The 25497-nt window shown below is 42.4% G+C and carries 17 protein-coding genes; 5 read left to right on the top strand and 12 right to left on the bottom strand.

Annotated elements, in window-relative coordinates:
• Window positions 1–430: 430 nt before the first annotated feature.
• Together RMZ95_RS25300 and RMZ95_RS25305 are read right to left on the bottom strand one after the other, a co-directional pair.
• On the bottom strand, window positions 431–1627 hold the full coding sequence (locus RMZ95_RS25300; protein ID WP_322682215.1) for a 1-deoxy-D-xylulose-5-phosphate reductoisomerase: 1197 nt from the start codon (window positions 1625–1627) through the stop codon (window positions 431–433).
• Window positions 1628–1678: 51 nt separating this feature from the next.
• Window positions 1679–1819 carry a hypothetical protein gene (locus tag RMZ95_RS25305; RefSeq protein ID WP_322682214.1) on the bottom strand — a complete coding sequence of 47 codons (141 nt, stop codon included), beginning with the start codon at window positions 1817–1819 and terminating at the stop codon, window positions 1679–1681.
• A gap of 275 nt (window positions 1820–2094) precedes the next feature.
• Between RMZ95_RS25305 and RMZ95_RS25310 the strand changes: the two genes are divergently transcribed.
• Together RMZ95_RS25310 and RMZ95_RS25315 are read left to right on the top strand one after the other, a co-directional pair.
• Window positions 2095–3402 carry a mannosyltransferase family protein gene (locus RMZ95_RS25310; RefSeq protein ID WP_322682213.1) on the top strand — a complete coding sequence of 436 codons (1308 nt, stop codon included), beginning with the start codon at window positions 2095–2097 and terminating at the stop codon, window positions 3400–3402.
• A gap of 45 nt (window positions 3403–3447) precedes the next feature.
• Window positions 3448–5433, top strand: coding sequence for a DMT family transporter (locus tag RMZ95_RS25315; RefSeq protein ID WP_322682212.1), 1986 nt, complete (start codon window positions 3448–3450; stop codon window positions 5431–5433).
• A 75-nt stretch (window positions 5434–5508) separates the two neighbouring features.
• Here RMZ95_RS25315 and RMZ95_RS25320 read toward each other — a convergent pair whose 3' ends face one another.
• From RMZ95_RS25320 to RMZ95_RS25365, 10 genes are all read right to left on the bottom strand, one after another.
• On the bottom strand, window positions 5509–7047 hold the full coding sequence (locus RMZ95_RS25320) for a glycosyltransferase family 39 protein (RefSeq protein ID WP_322682221.1): 1539 nt from the start codon (window positions 7045–7047) through the stop codon (window positions 5509–5511).
• A 205-nt stretch (window positions 7048–7252) separates the two neighbouring features.
• Entirely contained in the window at window positions 7253–7903 is a 651-nt protein-coding gene (locus RMZ95_RS25325; RefSeq protein ID WP_322682211.1) for a Uma2 family endonuclease, read from the bottom strand.
• Between the two features lie 166 nt (window positions 7904–8069).
• The gene (locus tag RMZ95_RS25330) at window positions 8070–8456 is read right to left on the bottom strand and encodes an endonuclease domain-containing protein (protein ID WP_322682210.1); all 387 of its coding nucleotides are present in this window, start codon (window positions 8454–8456) and stop codon (window positions 8070–8072) included.
• 281 nt (window positions 8457–8737) lie between these two features.
• Window positions 8738–9211: a hypothetical protein gene (locus RMZ95_RS25335; RefSeq protein ID WP_322682209.1), complete on the bottom strand. Its 474-nt coding sequence runs from the start codon at window positions 9209–9211 to the stop codon at window positions 8738–8740.
• Between the two features lie 81 nt (window positions 9212–9292).
• The gene (locus RMZ95_RS25340; RefSeq protein WP_322682208.1) at window positions 9293–11578 is read right to left on the bottom strand and encodes a PhoD-like phosphatase; all 2286 of its coding nucleotides are present in this window, start codon (window positions 11576–11578) and stop codon (window positions 9293–9295) included.
• Window positions 11579–11894: 316 nt separating this feature from the next.
• Window positions 11895–13286, bottom strand: coding sequence for a malic enzyme-like NAD(P)-binding protein (locus RMZ95_RS25345; RefSeq protein ID WP_322673243.1), 1392 nt, complete (start codon window positions 13284–13286; stop codon window positions 11895–11897).
• A 326-nt stretch (window positions 13287–13612) separates the two neighbouring features.
• The gene (gene psbA, locus RMZ95_RS25350; protein WP_322682207.1) at window positions 13613–14716 is read right to left on the bottom strand and encodes a photosystem II q(b) protein; all 1104 of its coding nucleotides are present in this window, start codon (window positions 14714–14716) and stop codon (window positions 13613–13615) included.
• Between the two features lie 336 nt (window positions 14717–15052).
• A complete protein-coding gene (psbA, locus tag RMZ95_RS25355) occupies window positions 15053–16135 on the bottom strand; it encodes a photosystem II q(b) protein (protein WP_409883758.1) in 1083 nt (360 codons plus the stop codon).
• A gap of 352 nt (window positions 16136–16487) precedes the next feature.
• A complete protein-coding gene (locus RMZ95_RS25360; RefSeq protein ID WP_322682205.1) occupies window positions 16488–17987 on the bottom strand; it encodes an MBOAT family protein in 1500 nt (499 codons plus the stop codon).
• A gap of 90 nt (window positions 17988–18077) precedes the next feature.
• Complete coding sequence (locus tag RMZ95_RS25365; protein ID WP_322682204.1) at window positions 18078–21092, bottom strand: DUF1574 family protein; 3015 nt, start codon at window positions 21090–21092, stop codon at window positions 18078–18080.
• A 470-nt stretch (window positions 21093–21562) separates the two neighbouring features.
• Here RMZ95_RS25365 and RMZ95_RS25370 point away from each other — a divergent pair, with 470 nt between their 5' ends.
• From RMZ95_RS25370 to RMZ95_RS25380, 3 genes are all read left to right on the top strand, one after another.
• Window positions 21563–21817 (top strand): hypothetical protein, encoded by a 255-nt coding sequence (locus RMZ95_RS25370; protein WP_322682203.1) that lies wholly within the window; start codon window positions 21563–21565, stop codon window positions 21815–21817.
• An 84-nt stretch (window positions 21818–21901) separates the two neighbouring features.
• Window positions 21902–25015 (top strand): phosphoenolpyruvate carboxylase, encoded by a 3114-nt coding sequence (locus RMZ95_RS25375; protein WP_322682202.1) that lies wholly within the window; start codon window positions 21902–21904, stop codon window positions 25013–25015.
• Between the two features lie 58 nt (window positions 25016–25073).
• A complete protein-coding gene (locus RMZ95_RS25380) occupies window positions 25074–25328 on the top strand; it encodes a hypothetical protein (RefSeq protein WP_322682201.1) in 255 nt (84 codons plus the stop codon).
• The last annotated feature ends 169 nt before the right edge of the window (window positions 25329–25497 follow it).

Here is a 25497-nt window from a genome sequence, read left to right on the forward strand (position 1 = left end):
CTTGTCTGAAAGTGAGTTGACTCAGAAAGGATAAGCTTTTATTTTGGTACTAATCACTGGTATAAAAAATGCTAAACCCAGTTGTTAATATTTACTAAAATGGAGGTTTTTGTGATAATTAGCCTGGAGATATTTTACCTAAGAATCAGATAATTATTGATGTAATATACTGGGTTTCTTTGCAAAGTTTTTGTAAAGCTTTATATTTTTTTGGAGATAAATTATAGATATACATAAAACTGACGACCGATCCGGAAGTCAAAAGTTATCTTCAATAAAGTTTTATTTGTTAACTTTTTTATAGTTCGGTGAGTACATCTTTGCGATCGAGTGAAATAATTTTCATATTAATTAAATTAGAGGCTGGGGATTAGAGATTGGGGACTAGGCATCAATTTCTAATCCTCAGTCCAAACTGAACTGAAGGTTTTTATCGCAGAGAGATTATCCGCGAGTGAGTTTCTAACTTTTCAGTCGCAATTAAAACTTCTTGTCTTGCCCATTTATCTGCTGCCAAAATGTCATCTAAAGAGGGATTAGCACGGTTATCATTTTGATGGCGATCGCACACCCATTCGATACAACGAGGAATATCTAAAAACCGAATTTTTTCTTCTAAAAATAAAGCTACAGCTTGTTCATTGGCAGCATTTAACACCGCTGGCATCGAACCGCCAGCTTTACCCACAGCATAAGCCAACTGCATACAAGGATATTTCTGGTGATCTGGTTCGCGGAAGGTTAAATTTCCAGCTTTCACCAAATCTAAGCGTTCCCAGTCGGTGTAAATGCGATCGGGCCAAGATAAAGCATACAGCAAGGGTAAGCGCATATCCGGCCAGCCGAGTTGGGCTAAAACTGAAGTATCTTGTAGTTCAATCAGTGAGTGAATAATGCTCTGGGGATGAATGACAATTTCGATATTGTCATAATCCAAGCCAAACAGGAAGTGAGCCTCAATTACTTCCAGTCCTTTATTCATCAAAGTAGCAGAGTCTACCGTGATTTTCCGTCCCATCGACCAATTAGGATGCTTCAAGGCATCAGCAACGGTTACATCTGCTAACTTTTCTACATCCCAGTCGCGGAAAGCCCCACCAGATGCAGTCAGCAAAATTTTCCGTAAGCCATCTTTGGGAACACCTTGGAGGCATTGAAAGATTGCGGAATGTTCCGAATCGGCAGGGAGTAATTTTACACCATGTTTTTCCACTAGGGGTAGAACCACAGGCCCGCCAGCAATCAGAGTTTCTTTGTTTGCTAAGGCAATATCTTTACCAGCTTCAATCGCGGCGATCGTGGGTAGCAAACCAGCACAACCAACGATCCCAGTGACAACGGTTTGGGAATCGCCGTAACGGGCAACTTCTATCACTCCGGCCTCACCAGCCAGTAGAATCGGTTGAGGGTCGAGGTCAATGATTGCTTCTTTGAGCGCTGGTAATTTATCTTCTGAGCAAATGGCTGCTATTTCCGGCTGAAACTGCCGAATTTGAGCAGCCAACATCTCTACATTGTTCCCAGCTGCCAATCCCACAATCCGAAACCGATCTGGGTACTGAGTGACAATATCTAAAGTCTGAGTACCAATAGAACCAGTAGAACCAACAAGAGTAATCGCTTTCACAATTGCTTAAGGATTTACAGACAACTCTCACTATAAATTGCTGGGGACTCTTTAATCACAGCGATCGCCATAATCGATACACTGACGAGGAGGAGAGACGCAAAGAAAGAACATATCCCCGTGTCTTCTTGTTCGCGTACCTGTCTGTGCCAGTCCCAATCCGTTAATTTCGACTCGATAGACTGCTAGCACGGCAAAAATCCTGCTACGATCTCAAACCAGACAAGGTTTAATTTTCATATAACTAGACAAAATTTGTATTTATAAATACTATATTTTAAAAGATAAATTCTGAGAGAATTGGCAAAAGTAACCAAATAGGAAATAATTTCAATTAATTACTCATCTGTCCAGTTTCTTAATTATGTTGGTGGAGGATTTAATATGCAAAATCTTACTCATAAATTGCTGGATTGCAGCCATAGGTAGAAAGATACATAAAGGAGTTTGTTAAAGCACTCAACCCTATGGTCAAAGCTCAGATAGTTATAAAAAAAATTTTATGGAAAAATGATTTCCTGTTTCCAGCAGCAATATGGCTTGCCAGTCGAATATTTATCTGGACAGCTATGTTGCTGGTTGCGCCAAAACTATCATTACCAGCAGAGGAATTTTTGCCCCGTTTTGGCTGGGGAGTTTTTGATGCTTGGGATAGTATCCATTACCGTGCGATCGCAACTTCTGGTTATGAATTTGTGAATGACGGCAAGCAACATAATTTGGCCTTCTTTCCCCTGTTTCCCTTAAGCATCTGGTTTTTGATGGAGTTGGGCTTACCGTTTGAATTGGCAGGCACGTTAGTCAACAACTTGGCATTTTTTGGAGCACTTTACTGTTTGTATTTTTGGGTCAAGGATTGTTATGGCATCAATGCAGCACACTGGGTAACTGCTGTGCTTTCTTTGTATCCGGCTTCGATGTTTACGGGAGTGATTTACACAGAGGGGCTGTATTTGTTTTTGAGTACGGCGACTTTGCAGGCGTTCGATCAAAAGCAATATGGCTGGACTGCTCTTTGGGGCGCGATGGCGACAGCAACACGTCCTACAGGTATGGCACTAATTCCAGCATTGGCGATCGCAGCCTGGAAAGAACGCCGACCACCTATTGCCTATATAGCCGCTTTGACTACTGCTATTGGCATACTTTTATTCAGTTTGTATTGTGCGATTTATTTTGGCAACCCCTTAGCTTTTATCGAAGCACAGCGAGGATGGCGACCAACTCTAGGATTTGATTGGCAAGGTTGGTTAAATATGTTCATGCAAATTGCCGTTGGCAGTAAAAATTGGCAATTTGGTTGGGTTCAAAACTCCTCTGGCGGGATTCAAGATCCCTGGTATCTGTTGTTATTTGGTGCGATTGTTGTCAGTGGCTATCTTTTATTGCATTTCCGTCAACGTTTTAGTTCTGTAAAATTATTTTATAGCTTTTATGGTTTAGTCTTACTTTTGTTGATTCTGGCAAGCGAACAGTGGATCGATAACTTCCTCAACTTGTTCATGGTCTTGGGTGGTGGCTATGTGTTGTGGCGCTTCCACACGCAACTGACCCCAGTTACAGTTATTTATGGCTTTTGTGGTATTGGTTTACTGCTAGCCTCTGGAGGCACTATTTCCTTGAGCCGTCTCGCCTACGGTATTGTGCCTCTGAATATAGCCATTGGTGTGCTGCTATCTCGCCATCCTCGTCAAGGATATTTAATATTAGGCGCTTTTGTGACATTACTAGCCAAAATAGCTGTAGGATTTGCCCAAGAGCATTGGGTTGGTTAGAAGGTTCGATCCATTATTGCGAAGAAATTGAATTTAAATTTCCTAATGAATGTATTCAATCAAACGAAGATAGCGATCGCTTCATTATTTCTAGGTGTAGGTGCCATTTCTTTTGGCTCTATTTTTATGAAATTGAGCGAAATTGAACTTAGCCCCAGTGCAACTGTATTTAATCGCTTTTGGCTTGCTAGCGTGGCCTTCTTGATTTGGCATGGATACAAAGCAATACGGCAGCAATTTTCCGCAGACAAACCTGTAGAACAGCAGTCTTACACCAGTCAGGATATGCTGCTATTACTAGGTGCTGGTATTCTTTGGGCTGCCACTTTAGTTTTGTTGGCTTGGTCGCTGACTCAAACTAGTGTTGCGATTTCTAGTGTGTTGCATAATCTCGCTCCCATATTTACTAGTTTAGGGGTGTGGCTGCTATTTGGTAAGGGTTTTGAGAAGCAATTCCTGATTGGCATGGTCATCGCCCTTGGGGGAGCGATCGCTATTGAATTTGAGGAGTTGCAAATTGCTACAGACGAGGTTCAAGGAAGCTTGGCTGCGATCGTTTCGGCGGTTTTATTGAGTGCATACCTGCTGATCGTAGAAAAATTACGAACTAAATTTTCTCCAGCTACAATTCAATTGTGGATCTGTGCGATCGCCGCTCTAGCTATCTTCCCCATACTTTTGTTTACTCAAGATCGGCTTTTCCCCTCTACAGTCAGTGGGTGGGTGTGGGTAATTTGCTTGGCGCTGGTTTGCCAAGTTTTAGGTCATGGGCTTTTGACCTATAGCCTTGCTAAGTTTTCCTCTGTGGTTGTCTCCTTGGTGCATCTGTTAGAGCCAGTATTTAGCGGCATTTTCGCTCTGGTAATTTTTTCAGAAAAATTAACTTTCTCGAATTGGATAGGTTTCGCTGTAGTTTTAATGGGTTTATACTTAGCCATATCTAGCCAAGCTGCTATTAATTATCCGTTCCAGGCATCAGTCAACAATATAGTTAACACTTTCGTTAAAAGTATGACGATTAAACTGTCATTACTAAAGCAACAATTTTCAGAAACACCAGCTTTATTAGGAACTGTATCATTATTGTTTGCCTTAATTCCCATATCTTTAGCACCATCTTTGACTAAATTGTGTCAACAAGAAATTGGTGCAAATGCTGTAGTATTTCATCGCAGTTGGATTGCAACAGTTGTCTTTGGTTTGTGGAATGGACTTGAGGCTTTCCGCTACCAACAGTCTATTGAAGGAGGCAGGGGGCAGGGGGCAGAAGGCAATATTACTCCTGCCTTGCTTGATAACCAATCTATAGAACAGAAGCCTTTTACAAGTCAAGAAGTGTGGCTATTGTTGGCAATGGGAACCTCTGCTGGAACCTATCTTCTATTATGGGCTTGGTCGCTGAGTCAAACTAGTGTTGCCAACGTGGCTTTACTGTCTAATTTGAACTCTTTATTTGTTGCTTTGGCTGGGTATTTATTATTTGGTCGGCGTTTCGACAATAGATTCGTGATTGGTCTGGTTGTCGCTTTGGGAGGAGCGATCGCCTTTGAACTCAATAAGGTACAATTTGCAACCGATCAAATATTAGGTGATGCATTAGCATTGCTAACTGCGGTTTTCATGGCTACGTGTATGCTGCTGATAGAAAGACTCCGAACCAGATTTAGCACTGCAACTATCATGCTGTGGCGATGTGGAGTAACAACAATGTTTCTATTACCAGTCCTCCCATTCCTCGAAGATAGACTATTGCCCTATTCCTGGATGGGTTGGTTTTTCATAATTTTTCAAGCTCTCTTCTGCCAAGTGTTGGGTCAGGGACTTTTAGCTTATAGTCTTAGCAGAATCTCTTCAGGCGTTGTCGCCGTCACGCTTCTTTTAGAACCAGTTCTAGCTTCCATTTTTGCTTGGTTTATTTTTGCAGAACAAGTAGCTTTGTTTGACTGGGCGACTTTTGCCGTAGTTTTAATGGGTATCTATCTAGCCCAATCTAGTCAATCCATTGTTCAAGTAACAAACGAAGGATCGTAGCAGCGCTATTTATCCAAAGTTCAATTTTAGAGAATATGTCTCTAAAGGATAAATTCATTCAAATTAATTCATAAATTATGGTGAAATTAGTGTAAATCCTTGAGCCGAACCGATAATTTTACTACCAGTTAAATTGATTTGCTGCAAAGCCCCATTGTCTAACAGCAAATAAGATTTATTAGATAACATTTGTTGTAAAGTTGGAACAGTTGCAGGAGTTACCTTACAATCGCAGTAAAAGTCTAAACTAGGACGCCCATAAGCAAAAGAAGTATAAATTTGTGTTCCTGTTGAAACATTTGCCCGAATTAATTCTGCTACTGGTTTAACCGGAAAAGCTTCCTTTAATTCCCAGATCCATGATTGCGAACTCATTAACAGTGCTAAAACTAAGTACATCCCAGAAAATAGCACTGGAATAAAGTTGCGATCGCGTTGTTTAATTAGCCATGCTGCAATACTCATACTGATTGCCAAAACAATGCTCATGACTATTAAACTAGGTTCTTTCTTTGCAAGAATAAAGTAAACAAAACCTCCTAAACCAGCAATAGCAATAATAGTCATAAATATTCTCAAACTTCGCACCTTAAAATGACCGTACTGCCAAATTTCGCTAAGTTTCGCACCAATTGCCAAAGCTAAAAATGGATATACAGGCATAACATACCAAGGAAGCTTAGTTTTCATTAAAGAGATAGTCCCTAAGTAAATAATTGTGCCAATAAGAATTAAGCGACCCCAGGTAGTATGACGTTTTTTCCAAGCTAGATAAAAACCTCCTGGTAAAAATAGTAGCCAAGGAAAACTATATTTAATTAACTCAATTAAATAATACCAAGGTGGCCCGCTATGACCTTCAACAGATTGTGTCAGACGATCAAAAGTTTGTGTTTGAAAGTTCACTTGGAAGAAAGTTTCGCCATAATGTTGCCATTGAGCGACAAACCAAGCGATCGCAGGTGCATTTCCTAAAAATATTCCCACTAATAAATAGGGACTTGTTAACAAAGCAAACTGCCGATCTGCAATCATGAATAAAAAAGCGATCGCTCCTAGCGGTAAAACTATCATCCCTTTCGTGAGAGCGATTAACCCCAGACAAAATCCCACACCGAGAGCATATCGACGATTCTGACGTGCTTTTAGCAAACAAAACAACAGCAGCAAGAAAAAGGTAATAGTTGTACCATCTAGCATTGCTAGCCTTCCGTGACGCACTACAGGCAACATCGTCAGGTAAACTAAAGCGCTAAACAGAGCTGGTATTTGGTTAAAAAGCAAACATCCCACCAAGTAAAGCAAAGGCACGCCCAAGGCTGTTAATACTGCACCCGGTAGACGCGTTGTCCACTCATTCACGCCTGCGATCGAGTAAGTCCAAGCAATTAATAAGTGCATTAGGGGTGGCTTATTATGATAAGGTTGTCCTCCCAATGTAGGATAAAGCCAATGCATTGAACCAAGCGGGGCACGCCAAATTTCACGGGCAACCTGTGCCACAGTACCTTCATCCCAATCTCTTAAAGCGGAGTTTCCCAAAAATATCAGCCATAGAAATAGAGATATTATAAGTAAGCTAAATAACCATTGTTTTTCTCGGAATAGACGCATATCTAAAATCGGGATAATCATCTCAAACCTCACTAATCGTTAGATGATTTCCATCAGAAATCATTGCTAAATTTTGTAAGTATCTTGGATAAAGATTTGAGATTTTCTTCTCCTAAAATAGATACTTAGGCTGATAATACTCGGAATCCAATCGTAAATCTGATAGAAGCTGTGAGTAATTAACAATGCTCCAAACTGCCAAAGTTCAACCCTCCTTTTGCTGAAACTGGCTCAATAAACAAGCTCCAACTTCAGATTGATTCATCTCACGGCTACGGCGTAAGGCTTCTTCTAAAATTGCAATTATCAATCCAGGCAATACCTGTGATTCTTGAATACGTTTACTGCCTCGATCTGCGATCGCATAAGCTATAATTTCGGCATTTTGAACATCTACTACCCAGTATTCAGCAATACCCAACTCTTCATAGAGCGATCGCTTTGTACCCAAGTCATCCAGCAGAGATGTTTTCGCAATCTCAATCACTAAATCCGGTGCAGGATAGCCATCGAGGTTGACGATTCCTGTACCTGCTGGGATAGTTTGGGCACGTTCTCTAAAGTAATACGCTACATCGGGTTGACAGTCCTGAATACCAGTTTTACGAAAAGTCGTGGTGTCTAAGCCTGTGGCTAAAATCCCTTTAATAGTCGCAAATAGAGTTACAGCAAAAATAATTATTACATGGTCTTTACCATGAGCAAAACTAACTGGTGGCATCTCCAGCCTCATATGTCCTTTGTAGTAATAGCTTTTTCCCTTCTCGTTGAGCAAGTTAGCGACTATCTGCTCATACTCTTGCCAAGAAGCACAAATCCATATATCTGTCGGTAACTGGGTCTGAGTTTCACTCATTGTCTAACCCTTGTGCCAGTAATCTATATCTCTTGTAACTTAAATTCTAAACTCCTAGCTCGACTCTTTAACCTCTGAAGTGCAACCTTCAAGTTCTGAGGTTAGATGATGAGGGTTGAAAGGCGATCGCTGCTGTAAAAAAACTAAACTACGATTTCCCCCCTTTTTAAGGGGGGTTAGGGGGGATCAAACCCTGTATCTGCTCACACACACTATCAAACTGATTTAAAACTTGGCTATTTGTAAACTTGAGAACCTTTAAACCATAGCCTTCCAGAATATGAGTTCTCTCCATGTCATAATCTTGACCTCGATCTGTAAAATGACTATCCCCATCAATTTCTATCACTACTTTTAAAATGGGACAGTAGAAATCAACGATGAAATGATTAATCGTCCGTTGTTTGAAAACGCGAAATTGAAAGGTTCTTAGATATCCATACCAAAGCTTCTTTTCTGCTGGAGTCATATTTTTGCGAAGTTCTTTTGCTCTTTCCACAAGCTTTGGATTGTAGGGTAGATGAAAATCGCTATTATTGAGGTTTTTGGTCATAGTTTATAGTTTTGATCCCCCCTGCCCCCCTTAAAAAGGGGGGTAATATATAGGTTATATGCACCTTTTTACTCGAACGTTGAGCCTCTGAACTCGAACGTTGCACCTTTTTGCTGGAACGTTGCACCTTTGAACTCGAACGTTGCACCTTTTTGCTGGAACATTGAGCCTTTGAACTAAAAAATAGAGTTTCAGAACTCGAAATGTTGTGCTTTTAACTCCAACATCCAAATTCTGAGCTTCAACGTTGCACATTTTAAGTGCAAATAGTGAACTCTTTTCTACAAAGCTGCTTTTTGAGACTTGGATTTTCCAGGTTTACGAGCAAATCGTTGTCCCATTTCCACAACCACTGCATCTAAACCCGTCCCTTTTCCACTGGCTTTGGCGTAGTTATACACCTGTAACGCGGCTGCATAAGCTTCACTACCGACTGCAAGAGATGTATCATCTACCAACTCTTGTAACTGCTTCAACGACAATAACACCGGATACAATGCTTCAAATAATTGCACATCCTTTCGCATCTCTTCCAAGTCAAACGATCGCGGTAAAAACTCTGGATTCTGCGCCGCCATCTCTAATGCTTTGCTTACAAACGCCCGACTCTTATCTCCCATCTTGGGTAAAGTCTTGCGATCGTCGGCACTCAAATCAACCAAAAATGGTAGCTTTTCTTTAATGGTGGCGATCGCTTGCAACACAGCATCTCTGTCTGTTTGTGCCAATGTTGCACTAATTGGGTTCGTAGACATAGAAATCACTCTCCAGTATGTTTCTTCAGTCTAGAGTGCCCACATATACACCTAAACTTTCCATTCACATAGCAAAACCGCTCATCTTAACAATGACTGATTGGGCGTTAACTGGCTCTCAAAACGGCTGTAAACAATTTGGGTTGGATACCAACAAGAAAACCAGTATAAATCTTGCATAACTTTACAATAATTACTCTCATCTGCTAACTCAAAGTGAACCAGAGCTAAATTATTCAATCCAACTACTTCTCGTCCCTCTTGAAACCAACGAGATTTCCAAAAAATCAGAGGTTGTAACCATTTCCATTTGGCATTTTCGGCTCGTTTCCAAGGAGCTATCAATGATAATATATCTGCTGTGTAAGTAGAAGTCTGAGCAGTGTTTCGAGGTATCCACTCCAGTACACAATGCCAGTCAGGGTCATTCAGTAGCTGAGGATTATGGTGTAATTGTTTCTCGGAAATTTCTACCATATTGGGTGGCTTTATCCAGCCGATCCAATGTCGTACCTGTTCTGGTAGCAGCCAATCTTTCAATCGTGTATGAATCAGCCGCGTCAACATCTCTTCATTCTTCAATGCACTAGCGGTTAGCTGTATCAAGACAGATTGTAATTTGGAATGGGTGCGTGCATAAGATAGGTGAGCAACAGAACTGTAGTGAATATCCCCAGATAAAATCACGACTTGTTGACGTTCCTCAAACAAAGTAGTTAGGAATTTCGCCAGTGCTTCAACATTAATGTTCCAAGCATCTCCAACATCTGTTGAAAAAACTTTCTCCTGGTTTAACTGCCAATGATGAATCCAATCAATCACTTGTAATCCAAAAACATTTGTAGGCGCAATCACAAATGTAGTTTTAATCTGAGTTTGTTCAGTTACTTGTTGTAAAGGTAAAAGTAGTTGTTGCTCAAAGGCTTTGGGACACAACAGCATCGGTGGGGCAATTGGTTTTTGATCGGCTGGATAACCTCGCCATGTACGGGTATCCAGCACAATTACTTCATGGCAATCGCTGCGGACTATGTAATGCCAAGTCAGCGCTTCAGGATCTCGATCCAGAATAAATACTGAACCGTCTCGGACTAAAATAGGTAAACCTGTGTGGGGATCGTTGGCTGGCATTCCTACATAACGAGCGATCGCCTGATTAGCCTTTGCATCTCTTCCTTGAGAAGCTGACCAAGCTTGTGAAGCCGCCAACAGCTTTTCACCTGATTTTCCTTCTGTAAATTGCTCTGGTGTATTGCCCCAACCTTGAAATACTGTATAGGCTAACAATGCATTTTGGACTATTCTTCGCCCTAATGGTTGCCCCAGCACGCGCAAACACCAAGCTTGGTTTAAATTCCAGTCATCAGTAACATCATGGTCATCAAAGATGGTGTACATGGGGATATTGGCAAGGGCGCGGCGCACTTTCCAAAGGGTATAGATGAATTGGCGCAAATGCTGGACTTCTCGGTTCCACTTCTTGATAGCATGGCGATCGCGCATTACTTGCTGCCCTTTGGGAAATGTTGTCGGCCAGCACACTGGCGACCAAGCGAGTAAATAAGTAGCGTAATATTCACCCAGACTGAAAAGATGACTGTTGACTTTCTCTGCTTTGTTATGTAGTCCTGCCGTCAAACCAGCTTGATTTGTCGCAGCATCAGCCCGTTCTCCAGGGGGTAGTTGCTGGGGAGTGCAGTACACTCCATTCACCGGAAGTCGTTCTTCCCAACCCAAGAGGGCATCACCAAGAGTAGTTGCAACCCACAGAGATGGTTCTGCTACATCATCTCCATAAATTTGATCTCCCGTGAGAAACAGTTGGTGAGGTCGGTGCTGGGGTTGATTGGCTGATGCCTGAATCATACTATCGAGAATTGGCAGTGCATCAAACCCATGCCCGTGAGGTTTACGGCAGGAAGCATGGACAATTTGCAAATCTTGAAAACGGTTTGGCGGTAAAGCAAAGGTTGGTTTTTGATGATCGAAGTAGCTGATGCTGACTGGAGGAGAGGAGTTTGAACATAATGCTTGTTGCATTTGCAGGGTTTGGTCAGCAACAGTAAACTGGAGGTCGTATGCATAGATGTGACCTCCAGTTAGGCAATGTCCAATTGTAGATCGAGCCGCGATCGCAACTACATGAAGATACTTACCCAGAGCAAAGGTAGAGCGTTCTCCCTCCAATAAGCAATTTCCGATTACTTCACCATCATTTGTTGTGTCATAAACCTTAAGTTTTACCTGACAAGACTGTTTTAGTGCGACCCATACTGTCACAGACTCTGGCTCAGTATGTTTGAGGATTGGCCCCGCTAAAATCAGTGGTAGTTCTTGTAAAAACTCGTCCCCAACTTGGTACTTCATTGCAAACAGTTGACATGATGGTGTTTTAGATGTGTTACTTTGCTCCTAAATTGGTAGCCCAACTCATCTAATCACCAATCATGCATCAATTCTTATCTGTTTAACATCAGTTGATAGCGCAAATAGATTGCAGCCTAAAAGTTCAGGGACAGGCGATACGCCCATCCCATGAAAGTGATTATTTTAGGGAAATCCAAGAAATAAACTATCCAATCTTGTGGGGTGGGCAACATGAGCGCCCAGTTTATATGGCGCTCATGTTGCCACCCTACAATCAATAATTGAATATTTTTTTATTTGGAAGTCCCTTAGTTAATTAATTTCGCGCGATGCCTTCTTCCCGCGCGGCACGTTGCACAGCAGCAGCAACAGCAGTGACAACACGCTCATCAAAGACTGAAGGAATAATGTGTTCCCGATTTAAGTCTGAAGGCTTAACTAAAGAGGCGATCGCACTTGCGGCTTCTAGGTACATTTTGATGGTAATTGTCTGTGCCCGACAATCTAAAGCACCACGGAATACCCCAGGAAAAGCAAGGACGTTATTGATTTGATTTGGGTAATCGCTACGACCGGTCGCAATGACAGCCACATCTTTACTGATTAATTCTGGCTGAATCTCTGGAATCGGATTTGCCATTGCAAAGATAATTGGATCTTTCGCCATCGATTGCACCATTTCTGGTGTCAAAACTCCTGGTGCGCTGACTCCAATAAACACATCTGCTCCTTGCATTGCACCCGCTAATGTACCTTGACCTTTCACAGCAAATTCGAGTTTTTCTTCTGTCAAATCGCTGCGACTGGTAGAGAGAATCCCTTTAGAGTCGCACATCCAGATTTTTTCTGCCCCAGCTTTACGCAGTAACCGAGCGATCGCCACTCCCGCCGCCCCAGCACCGTTAATCACGATCTTGATTTCTGCTAAGGATTTATGTACCAGTTTCAAAGAATTAAACAACGCAGCCAAAGTGACAATTGCTGTACCGTGCTGATCGTCGTGAAAAACGGGGATATCTAATTCTTGGCGTAATCTCTTTTCAATTTCAAAGCAGCGAGGTGCAGCAATATCCTCTAAATTCACGCCCCCAAACACCGGCGCAATATTCTTAACTGCCTGGATAATTTCTTCTGTATCTTGGGTGGCGAGACAAATAGGAAAAGCATCCAGCCCCGCAAATTCCTTGAATAGCATTGCTTTGCCTTCCATAACTGGTAGGGCGGCAGCTGGGCCGAGATTTCCCAAACCCAAAACGGCACTACCATCGGTAACAATAGCAACGGTGTTCTGTTTGATGGTTAACTTATAAACTTCCTCTGGATCTTGAGCGATCGCTGTACAAATTCGACCGACTCCAGGGGTGTAAGCCATTGCCAAATCGGAAACACTCTTCAGGGGAATTCTACTGCTAATGCTGATTTTGCCACCGCGATGCAAATTAAAGGTGCGATCGTAAACACTGAGTAATTTGATATCTGGCAACACCTTGATTGCTTGCACAATGGTTTCAGCGTGTTCAGTACTAGCAGCATCCACAGTCAGATCGCGGGTGGACTCTTTGCGGGTTTGCTCGATTAAATCGATTTGACCGAGATTACCGCCACAGGTTGCGATCGCATGTGTTACTGACGCCAACATCCCTACACGATTGGGAATCTGCAAGCGCAGTGTCAAACTAAAACTAGAATTAGGAGTTAGGTCTGCCATGTTGATTTTGGATTTTAAGTTTTAGATTTTATATTGAATTGAGACAAAAACTAAAATTTAAGATTTGTAGTTTGTGAAAACACAATGTATGTAAACTTTTGGGATAATCATCAGTAGTTAGTTTATCCACTGCTTACAGTTTTGATAATTATTTTTATTTATACCAATGCATTTACTAATATAAATGAGTAACAATTTAGTAATTGTACCCAAATACACCAGATATTTTTTTTATATTTTATCTGTGTAAATATTTGTATAACTATAGCTTCATGCACGAAAAAAGCGCCCTCCATACAGAGAGCGCAGTGAATTTTAACTTACAATTAACCGTGAATTATAGGTGCTGCATCTACGCCCGTCGTAGACATCGTTGCCAGAGGTACTGCCTCACCAGCCGCTAAATCCAGGGGGAAGTTGTGAGCATTGCGCTCGTGCATCACTTCTATACCCAAATTGGCGCGGTTTAGCACATCTGCCCATGTATTAACTACATGACCTTTGGAGTCAAGAACTGACTGGTTAAAGTTAAACCCGTTGAGGTTGAACGCCATCGTACTGATGCCCAATGCCGTTAACCAGATCCCAACTACAGGCCAAGCAGCCAAGAAAAAGTGCAAGGAACGCGAGTTGTTAAAGCTGGCATATTGCCAGATTAAGCGCCCAAAGTAGCCGTGAGCCGCTACGATGCTATAAGTTTCTTGTTCTTGTCCAAACTTGTATCCGTAGTTTTGAGATTCACTTTCAGTCGTTTCTCTAACTAAAGAGGAAGACACCAAAGAACCGTGCATCGCGCAAAACAGGGAACCACCGAACACCGCCGCTACACCCAGTTGATGAAATGGGTGCATGAGGATGTTATGCTCGGCTTGGAATACGAACATGAAGTTAAACGTGCCGCTAATGCCCAGAGGCATCCCGTCAGAAAAGCTACCTTGACCAATTGGATAAATTAAGAAAACCGAAGTCGCAGCAGCTACAGGCGCAGAGTAAGCAACGCAAATCCAGGGACGCATCCCCAAACGATAGCTTAACTCCCATTGCCGACCGAGCCAGCAAAAGATACCAATCAAGAAGTGCAAGACAATGAGTTGATAAGGGCCGCCGTTGTAGAGCCATTCATCCATTGAAGCAGCTTCCCAAATTGGGTAGAAGTGCAAACCAATTGCATTAGATGTAGGTACAACAGCACCAGTGATGATGTTATTGCCGTATAATAAAGAACCAGAAACTGGCTCCCGAATGCCGTCAATATCAACGGGTGGTGCAGCAATAAAGGCAATAATGAAACAGATGGTAGCGGTTAATAGGGTAGGAATCATTAAAACGCCGAACCAGCCAATATAAAGCCGATTGTCGGTGCTAGTAATCCATTGACAGAAACGATCCCACAGGTTGCCGCTTTCGCTTCTTCCTAAAGTTGTGGTCATAACTGTGTTATTGATAAATCGGTGACAACAAACTTTCCCAATTTTAAGAATTGAGAATTAAGCTGTTTTCAAAGACTTCGCCAAATACCTTCTCCCTAATAGCCGGGACTCTCTGGAATTACCTCACACCAAAAATGCTGTTAACTAATTTCCCAAGGGAGACTGTCTGAAAAAAGGGAAAAATTTCCCGGCTCCTAATATCACGTTTTACATTAGTAATTTTTATTTTTCAAGACATTATTTTTAAATTTTATTAAGCTTTAATCTTTAAAATAATTACAACTAAAAAGCGCCCCCATTTATGGAGGCGCTTTTTATTTAGCTAAATCTTCAGAATTAACCGTTGATAGCAGGAGCAGTCAGAGCGACAGGTGTAACTTCACCAGCAGCTAAGTCTAGGGGGAAGTTGTGAGCGTTACGCTCGTGCATTACTTCCATACCCAGGTTAGCGCGGTTGATTACATCCGCCCAAGTTGAAATCACACGACCTTCAGAGTCAATGATTGATTGGTTGAAGTTGAAACCGTTCAAGTTGAACGCCATTGTGCTTACACCCAAGGCGGTGAACCAGATTCCGATTACAGGCCATGCTGCGAGGAAGAAGTGCAGTGAACGGCTGTTGTTGAAAGAAGCGTATTGGAAGATTAAACGACCGAAGTAGCCGTGGGCTGCAACGATGTTGTAGGTTTCTTCTTCTTGACCGAATTTGTAACCGTAGTTAAGGGACTCGGTTTCGGTGGTTTCACGAACCAAGGAAGAAGTTACTAGAGAACCGTGCATTGCTGAGAACAATGAACCGCCGAATACACCAGCCACACCTAACATGTGGAAGGGGTGCATCAAGATGTTGTGTTCTGCTTGGAACACAATCATGAAGTTGAAGGTTCCAGAGATACCTAAAGGCATACCATCAGAGAATGAACCTTGACCAATTGGGTAGATCAAGAATACTGCGGTAGCAGAAGCCAGAGGTGCGCTGTAAGCTACGCAGATCCAAGGACGCATACCTAAGCGGTAAGAAAGTTCCCACTGACGACCAAGGTAGGCAGCGCAACCGATCAAGAAGTGTAAAATTACCAACTGGTAAGGACCACCGTTGTACAACCACTCATCAAGAGAAGCTGCTTCCCAGATTGGGTAGAAGTGCAAGCCGATTGCGTTTGAAGAAGGAACAACTGCACCAGAGATGATGTTGTTTCCGTAGATCAAAGAACCTGCAACTGGTTCGCGGATGCCGTCGATGTCCACAGGAGGAGCAGCGATGAAGGCAATTACGAAGCAGGTTGTAGCAGCTAGCAGGGTTGGGATCATGAGTACACCAAACCAACCGATATATATACGGTTGTCAGTGCTGGTGATCCACTCGCAGAAGCGATCCCATACATTAGCGTCGGAGCGCCGTTGTAAGGTTGTGGTCATGGTTTTATAAGTGCTATGGGTTGTTAAATATGGAACAAGCGGATTTATTTTCGCCTGTTGAAATACAGTCTACATGAATTTACTTTGACGCGATCTTTGGCTTAATATTCTGTAACGTAATTCTTTAACAAGCTCATCGATCTGTAAAGTTTTCCTTCTATGAAATAATCAAAATAAAAGTAATAGATTCAGGCTTTTTCAGCCATTTCAACAATCAACTAGCTACCACTTTCAATGAAGCGATCGCCTAGTTATCTACCTTTACACTTCTTTACAACTAGGTCATGAAAAACATTTTAAGTCTTGTCAATTTGTAACAAGATATTAAGTTCTATATTGTCTGATGGTTCAGTTAAAAATCGAAGTAGATGTAGGGCAAACTGCCTTCAGGAGCTAATAACCAAACAGCGTAAAAACATAGGGGGACGAAGACAAGCTTAAGGGGCCAGTTAAACTCTAACTTCAGCATTCGATTAAATGCATAGACCACAGCCATAAGCGCAGCTAAACCTAGAAGTACCCAAGCGAGTTGGGATTGGTTCATATTTAAGGCTTCCACATAGACCTTTTCAGCAAACTGGGCGTCAGCCGGATAACCCCAAAGATGCCGAATTACCAAAGAAGAGTCTTGGAGATTAGGTAGACGGAACCAAATCCAAGAGGTAAAAACCATCATTTGAGTTAAGAACCAAGCGACAAAGATACCCAGAGGATTTTGCCAGAATTGTTCTAAAGTTTCAAAGCGATCGCTTATAGAATCTGTAAGTCGATGAACCACCAAAGCTAATCCGTGGAGTATACCCCAAACGACATAACCCAAAGCAGCACCGTGCCAGATACCAGCAATTAGCATCACAATAAATAAATTCCAGCAGGTACGGACTAAACCGCGACGGGAACCACCCAACGGAAAGTAGACATAGTTACGTAACCAATCACCCAGAGTCATGTGCCAGCGCCGCCAAAATTCAGAAATATTGGTGCTGAAATAAGGAAAGTCGAAATTTTCAGGTAGAACTAAACCGAAAAGCATAGCACTACCACGGGCAATGTCTACGTAACCGTTGAAATCTAGATATAACTGCAACCCATAAGCAAATGTAGCTAACCAGAGATCCGTACTACCGGCCCGTTGCAAATTACCGAAACATAAATCTACAAAAATTCCCAAGTGATCTGCAAAAATACCTTTTTTGACTGCGCCCCTAGCAATCAACCACAGCGCTTGGGCTACTCTATTAGTATTGGGTAATTCTAGTGTATTAAATTGATTTGCTAAGTTGTGGTAGCGCGTAATCGGCCCTGAAATCAGTTTTGCAAAGAATAATTTGTACGTAGCAAATTTGAGAAACTGATCGGTAGCAGGCGCACCGCGATAGACATCTATTAAATAAGCAATACATTCAAAGGTGAAAAATGAAATTCCTAAGGGTGCAATTAATTTAAAAGAGTTATCTGGTGAGTTTGTTTGTATATGAAAAACAAACTTAAATAAAGGGGTTAGATATTTAAAAGCTAACAATAGTAAAACATTTAAAATTATCCCCACCCACAAAACCTTTAGACGGCGACGATTCCAATCAACTTGAGCAAATTGCCACTCTTCATTAGAAATTTGCCAGTCAAGAGAATGTTTCCCTGGTGATGTGTTATTACCAATTGCCAGCCCGATACGGAAATTGATAAACGTCAATGCTAATAGTAATGGTATGTATTGGATGTGCAAAGAGGAATAAAAAACCAGACTGGCAATTAGCAGCGTCCACAATCGCAATTTATGTTGTGCTAAAGACCAGTAAATCCCTAACACACTCAATAAGAACAGCCCATAGAAAATTGAGATAAAGTTCATTTTTTAGTCATTTGTCATTTGTCATTGGCTTTAGTAATCCCCCTTCTCACCTCGTCCCCTTGTCTCGCTGCTCCCCTGCTCCCCTACTCCCTACTTCACTGGCCAAGGAATCATCGGATCGTTAGCTAGCTTTTTCGAGACTTCGTATGCACCAAACCGATTGAGGTGGCTAGGATCGGAAAAGAAATCATTTACTTTTGGCCACTGTTGACTCAAATCACGATAAATAAAGTTAGGATTAGTAGCCAAACGCAACATATATTGCTGAAATTGTTGCTCATATTGTTTACGCACTGGATCTAAATAATCTGCCGTCAGAGGCATATTGACAAACACTAAAGAGATTTTCTGAGACTGGGTAAACTGAAGCACTTCTTGAAAAGCAGTATCTTGCTGTCCTTCTACTTGGAAAGATTTATAGTCGTTGTCATAATTTCCGGGAACTCTGGAATGTTTTTGATAGTATCTCGCGGGATTAAAGCGAATCGACAAAGGTAGAAAGCCATCAAAGTCAACAGCTTGTTGGGAAATACTTTCATCTGAAGTACCGTCTGTCAACTGTTTTTGTGATGCAACTGTTTGATTCTTACCAAATAAGAGCAGTTGTTTTTGCAGTAAACTTTTAATTTGGTCGCGGTTTTGATAGCTAGCAGAAACAGAGGCTAGAGCCTGATTTAATGACTGATTGACGGCTTCATAAGTACTAATCTCTTGTTTTTCTTCGTTTGTTTTTTGTTCTTCCGAATTTACTGTATTCTCTGGTAAATCATTGCTATTTGCAGTGGTTGCTGTTTTTTGGAATGCTTGCTTATAACCAACGGATGCCGCAAGCGATTTAAAGGTAATATCCTCGCGTCCACCGTTGAAAGCACGCGCCCCATCTGCCCAGATAATTATTTTGGGTAGCTCTGATGGTTCTAGAACGTGACGAATCACAAAGTCTACAACTTGTGCCGTAGCACCGTTGATCCCGAAGTTAAACACGTCAAGATTTGGATAGCCTTGAGTTGCTAAAGCTTTAGAAAGTGCTGCCGGATCTACTCCCCTGAGAGCGCGGGAGGAGCCAATAATCAATACATCTGGTGGAGTACCAGTTCTAGCTAAACGCTGTTTATACAGTGCTAGTTGCTCGTCTAACTGCCTAACATTAAAACTTGGCATCTGCGATCGCGCTGCTAAAAGAATAGCTGTTGCGGTTGCTTTTTCCTTCAGTGGTGCGGCTGCCAAATTATTTTTTGGGGTATCATCAGTCTGGGTAAATTCCGAAGCATTAAATACAGAACTCTGATTTGGAGGAGATTTTGTCTTGGAAGTGCTGCTAAAAAATGTCGTTTTCTCACTCTGATTTTTTCCAGATGTCAAAGATGCCTGTTGCTCGGAAGATGGAGATGGGAGGGTGGCACTAGCTACTTTTGGCGTGGGCGTAGTACGTGCAATAATTCGACCCAATACCCAATCAGTTTGCAGGGTGAGCAATAATCCCAGTGTTCCCCAAACTAGAGCAATTTTAATTCCTTGAACATCATGGTTACGTTCTGCTGAATCGCTGCTTTCGGTAAATAACTGGCTTTTCAACAAGAATTTTCTCGCAGTTGAACTCGCCGTTGCTATCCAATCTCGCGCTACTTCGGTTACAAAATTTTGAACTTCTTCTGTCGTTAAGTCTGGGCGCAAAATTGGTTCACTAGTCTCAGATGTTACTAAATCGTCAATGTATATAGAAGTAGCAGCAAATTCTGGGGTTGCTTCTGGTACTAAACGTTGGCGATGTTCAAGATCGACGCCATAATGCCAAAAAGGTTCTTTATTCCCAGCACGGCGACCGTAGATACGTACTCCCATAATACCGGAAATTTTTAACTGGCGGATAAACTGCGTAATTTTACTTGCTACTTGTTGTCGCTGTGGACAAACAGGTGCATCACACATAATGTGCAATAAACCATTTTTGTTCAGTAGAAGTACGCGAATTCCACCTGTCAATAGTCGCCAATCCAAATCAGGATTGAGTAAGCGCTCTAGTAAAAATACCATCGCTGGTTCATCACCAGTATTTGCCAAATCAAGTGGTGATATGGCAAAAGCGGGATAGTTTGCTGCGGGTAAACTCAACCAATCAATCCAAGTGGGTTCTTTGTCGCCTGCTTTTTGTCCGTATACGGTGGCGGCGAGAATGGCTTGAGGAGCGATCGCTTCTAGTTGCGGTAAAATCGCCTCTAAGCACGCTACCTTGTCTGGGATCGGGGCTGTTCCTAAAGGATCGAAAGCTGGGATACAAAAAATATGTAGCGTTGATTCTTTCAAAGAAACTTGGACACCAACTTTTAACCCTGATAGTAGTTCAGCTAATAATCGAGCGATCGCTTGCACATCTCCCCAACGCGCCCACTCTTTCAGCATCACCTCTGGTGGCGTCAAATCCACCCGCAGCAGCCAATCAGGGACAGTTTCGCCGCTCACCTGAGAAACAATTACGGCATCTTGGTACCCGGAAAGCTTGAGATAACGTAACTTTTGTGCTATGGGTTCGGCAAGCAACGATGCATCAGGGCTATAGCTCGACTGGCAAAATATCCACAGGCGATTTTCTTCTGGCTGAGAATTCTTGGGCTTATATGGCTTAATCTTTACCTGTACTGATACACCTAACGTACTCAGAGTTTCGCTTAAATATCGAGCGATCGCTTCTGGATTCCCTTGGCGTGCCAAACTTTCGTTAGAGACAATTAGCGCCCCACCCGATTGTTTTAATTTTTCCGAGTCTGCTAGCAGCGCTTGTTGCACCTGATCGAGATGCTTATCTATTTGATTCAAGTGAACCCGATGGCACCACGAGGGACGCTGTTCCCCTTTTCTGCGGCCATAGACAAATACTTGATATATTGAGGTTTGTTCGCTGTTTGTGAGGATATCTAAGTTTGTTTGCTGTAGTGCTTGCAGCAAATCAGATAAAGTACGCCAACGCTGCGGACATTCTGTACCTTCACAAAGAATATGAAGGTCATTTCCCCGCAACCGGACTTTCACTCCGAAAGTGTTGATCCCTGTTGCTTGGCTTACCCATTGCACTAAGGATTGCTGGCGATCTGGTACTACTGTTTTCATGCTCAGTTAACTTTACAGTCAGCGATGGTTGGGGGATAGTGCCTGCACTTGTAAACTAGAACCATAGGTTTATCACACTCTGACGTTTTTTTTTAACAATTTTGTTACCTTCGTAGCTCACAAAATCGGACAAGATAGTCTTGTATAGGTTGCAAGTCTGACTAATGTTGAGTTTTGCGTTTATTTTACTAATAGGGAGTCAGAAATCAGAAGTTAGGAGTAGAGACGCGATTAATCGCGTCTGTACAAGAGTTAAAAGTTAGGAGCCAGGAGTCAGAATAATTTTATATGACTGGCTGATGACTTGTCCTTTAAAGCTGGACTTGTGTTCCACTACGCTAATGCCCCATGATGGGCGAAACAAACAATAAGCTTATCTCATTAAACTCCCTCCCTTTATAGTTGGAGTCATCTTAACTCCTAACTCCTAACTCCTTCTTACTCATCCTTCCCATAACCAAAAATTAGCAATGCCTCCTACCAACCAACAGTCTTCACCTAAACCCGCATCCAATCTGGATTTGTTTCCCATTCCTCAATCGTTCCTTTTACAAATAGGTACAGCGTCTATATTACTGCTGCTGATTACTGGAAAAACTACAGTAAGAGCACTAGAAGCCATAGGAGAAGCTAGTGAAGAATTATTTCGAGGCGATCGCCTACCCAATTTAGATTTCCCAGATGAACGCGAAATCAATCAAGATGAGAAGATATACACCAAATAATTATTTGCTCAGGAACAACCCAGCGAGCATTAAGTGCAAAACCTAGAACCGTAAACAGTAATTAGCTTTACAAGAATAGAGAATATGGGTTCCCTTTTATACTCTTCGTCTCAAACTGCTGATATATACCCGGTGTCGGAATTATTTTTGCGTCATCGTCTCCAGGTAGTGGAAGAATTGTGGGAGTCAGTTCTCCGGCAAGAATGCGGTCAAAATATGGTAGACTTGTTGCGTGAGTTGCGCGATCTATGTTCGCCAGAGGGACAAGCAACAAATGACCAAGCATCCTCAGCCGTAAAATTAATTGAACAACTAAATATCAACGAAGCAATTCGCGCGGCTCGTGCTTTCGCTCTGTATTTTCAGCTGATTAACATCATAGAGCAGGAATACGAACAACGGCAGCAATTGAGTCGTTATGAAGCAGAAACAGAGGCTATGGAGCCGGAAACACCGTCTAATGTTAACTATTCCTCCAATCAAAGAGAAGATGATGCGCCTGTTAGCAAGGGAATAGCAGCAGCCTTCCTCAAAAAGAATTATCTCGAAAAGGCGCAAGTCAAACCAAAAGGTACTTTTGCTGCCTTGTTTCCCTATTTATTCAAACTGAATGTACCACCCCAGCAAATTCAACGTCTAATTGCACATCTGGATGTGCGGTTAGTTTTTACAGCGCATCCGACGGAAATTGTTCGTCATACTATCCGGGATAAGCAGCGACAGGTGGTACAACTTTTGCAAAAACTGGATACCTTGGAAAATCACTCTGGGAGTACACCAGGAGCATATCCTTGGGAAGCAGTAGATGTCCGCGAACAATTGCTCGAAGAGATTCGCCTGTGGTGGCGTACAGATGAACTTCACCAGTTCAAACCCACAGTGCTAGATGAAGTAGATTATGCCCTGCACTACTTCCAAGAAGTTTTATTTGATGGCATTCCACAACTGTATAAACGTTTCAAACACGCTCTATCCAATACCTTTCCTTGGCTTGAACCACCGAGTAAAAACTTTTGCTCTTTTGGCTCATGGGTAGGCTCAGACAGAGATGGAAACCCATCAGTCACACCTGAAATCACCTGGAAAACAGCTTGCTATCAGCGCAAAATGGTGATCGGGAGATATATTCAGTCAGTGAAAAATCTGATTGAATTGTTGAGTGTGTCGATGCACTGGAGTGATGTTTTACCAGACTTACTGGAATCTCTAGAATTGGATCAGTCCCAATTGAGTGAAGTCTACGATGCACTGGCACTGCGTTATCGACAAGAACCTTATCGGCTCAAACTGGCTTACGTACTGAAACGGCTGGAAAATACTCGCGATCGCAATATAGCTTTGTACAATCGGGAAACGCCAACAAATCAAGACAGTCCCCTATATCGTTCGGGTGCCGATTTTTTAGCAGAACTGCGGATGATTCAGCGCAACTTAACAGAAACAGGTTTAAGTTGTCGAGAATTAGAAAATCTGATTTGTCAGGTAGAAATTTTTGGCTTTAACTTGACACAGTTAGATATCCGCCAAGAATCATCCCGCCACGCCGATGCGCTCAATGAGATTCTGGAATACCTGCAAATATTACCCCAACCTTACAACGAACTATCCGAGGAGCAAAAAGTTGCTTGGCTTACAGGCGAACTGCAAACCCGCAGGCCATTAATTCCGGCAGAATTGCCATTTTCGGAAAAAACCAACGATGTAATTGAAACCTTTCGCGTCGTGCGATCGCTCCAACAAGAATTTGGTCTGAACATCTGCCAAACTTACATTATCAGTATGTGCCGCGACGTGAGCGACGTGTTGGAAGTATTGCTTTTAGCTAAAGAAGCCAGACTTTTTGACCCCGCCATTGCCGTCGGAACTATTCAAGTTATCCCCCTTTTTGAGACAGTAGAAGACTTACAACGCTCTAGAAGCGTCATGCGGAAACTGTTTGAACTGCCGTTATATCGCGCTTTATTAGCCGGTGGTTACGAACAGACAAAAACAGAAGGTGCAGATGAAAATTCACCCTCCCCTGCCCCCCCTGCCTCCCCTGCCTCCCCTGCCCCCCTGCTCCCCTGCTCCCCTGCCTCCTCCATCACCCCCAACTTACAAGAAGTAATGCTGGGGTATTCTGACAGCAACAAAGACTCTGGTTTTTTAAGCAGTAATTGGGAAATTCATAAAGCTCAAAAATCACTGCAACAAATAGCAGAAAACTACGATCTAAATTTGCGAATTTTCCACGGACGCGGCGGTTCTGTGGGACGAGGTGGGGGCCCTGCTTACGAAGCGATTTTGGCTCAACCAGGTCATAGTATCAATGGGCGAATCAAGATTACCGAACAAGGAGAAGTTTTAGCTTCCAAATATTCCTTGTTGGACTTGGCTTTGTATCACATGGAAACCATCACCACAGCTGTGATTCAAGCCAGCCTGCTGCGGACAGGGTTTGATGATATTGAACCCTGGAATGAGATTATGGAAGAATTAGCAGCGCGATCGCGTCAACATTATCGCGCCCTAATCTACGAACAGCCTGATTTTGTTGATTTCTTCCACGAAGTAACCCCCATTGAAGAAATTAGTCAACTGCAAATTAGTTCCCGTCCCGCTCGTCGTCCATCTGGTAAAAAAGATTTAAGCAGTCTGCGAGCTATTCCTTGGGTATTTAGCTGGACGCAAACCCGCTTTTTACTTCCTTCCTGGTATGGCGTTGGCACAGCCTTACAAGAATTTTTGAACGCAGAACCAGAAGAACACTTGAAATTACTGCGCTACTTTTACGTTAAGTGGCCGTTTTTCAAGATGGTGATTTCTAAGGCCGAGATGACTTTGGCAAAAGTAGATATGCAAATGGCACATCACTACGTCCAAGAACTCTCAAAACCAGAAGATCAACTTCGTTTTGCCAAGGTTTTTGACCAAATTGCTAGCGAGTTCTATCTGACAAGGGATTTGGTGTTAAAAATCACCGATCACAATCGACTCTTAGATGGCGATCCGGTATTGCAACGATCTGTGCAGTTACGGAATGGGACAATTGTCCCCTTGGGATTTATTCAAGTTTCACTACTTAAGCGTCTACGGCAGTCCCAAAATACTACTGCTACTTCTGGAGTAATTCATTCTCGTTACAGCAAAGGCGAGTTACTGCGAGGAGCATTGTTAACTATTAATGGGATTGCTGCTGGAATGAGAAATACAGGTTGATTGGGAATGGGGCATTGGGCATGGGGCATAATGACCAATGACCAATGACAAATGACAAATGACAAAAAACAGAATTTTAATTTGCACTTTCTTGGCGCTGTCATCAGGTTTTTTTGGTGCTTACACTAGTGGGCAAATTACCATGATGCTGCATAGCCAAAAGTGTCAAAACCAACCTTGGGGTTTAAAGGAGATGTGCAACGCTTGGATTACACCAGGAGCAATATGGCAAGGTAGCACAACAGGGCTATGGACAGGCACTATCTTAGGGGCGTTTGTTGGTGGTGTGGTGACGCGACAAGCTCGTGATTAATCTAACGTGAGTTCGATGAACCTCTCCCTGCCTTGAACTAAAGTTCAAGTCTGTCCCTCTCCGAGTCGGAGAGGGGCGATTTTGCTTAGTAAAACATCTTAGAGGTCTTTTACTGATATCCCTCTTCTGTCACTTTCCGAGTATTCTGAATAAAAGGATTAAAAGAAAA

Origin of the sequence: Nostoc sp. DedQUE07 (genome assembly GCF_034530975.2) — a bacterium.
Taxonomy (GTDB): Bacteria; Cyanobacteriota; Cyanobacteriia; order Cyanobacteriales; family Nostocaceae; genus Nostoc.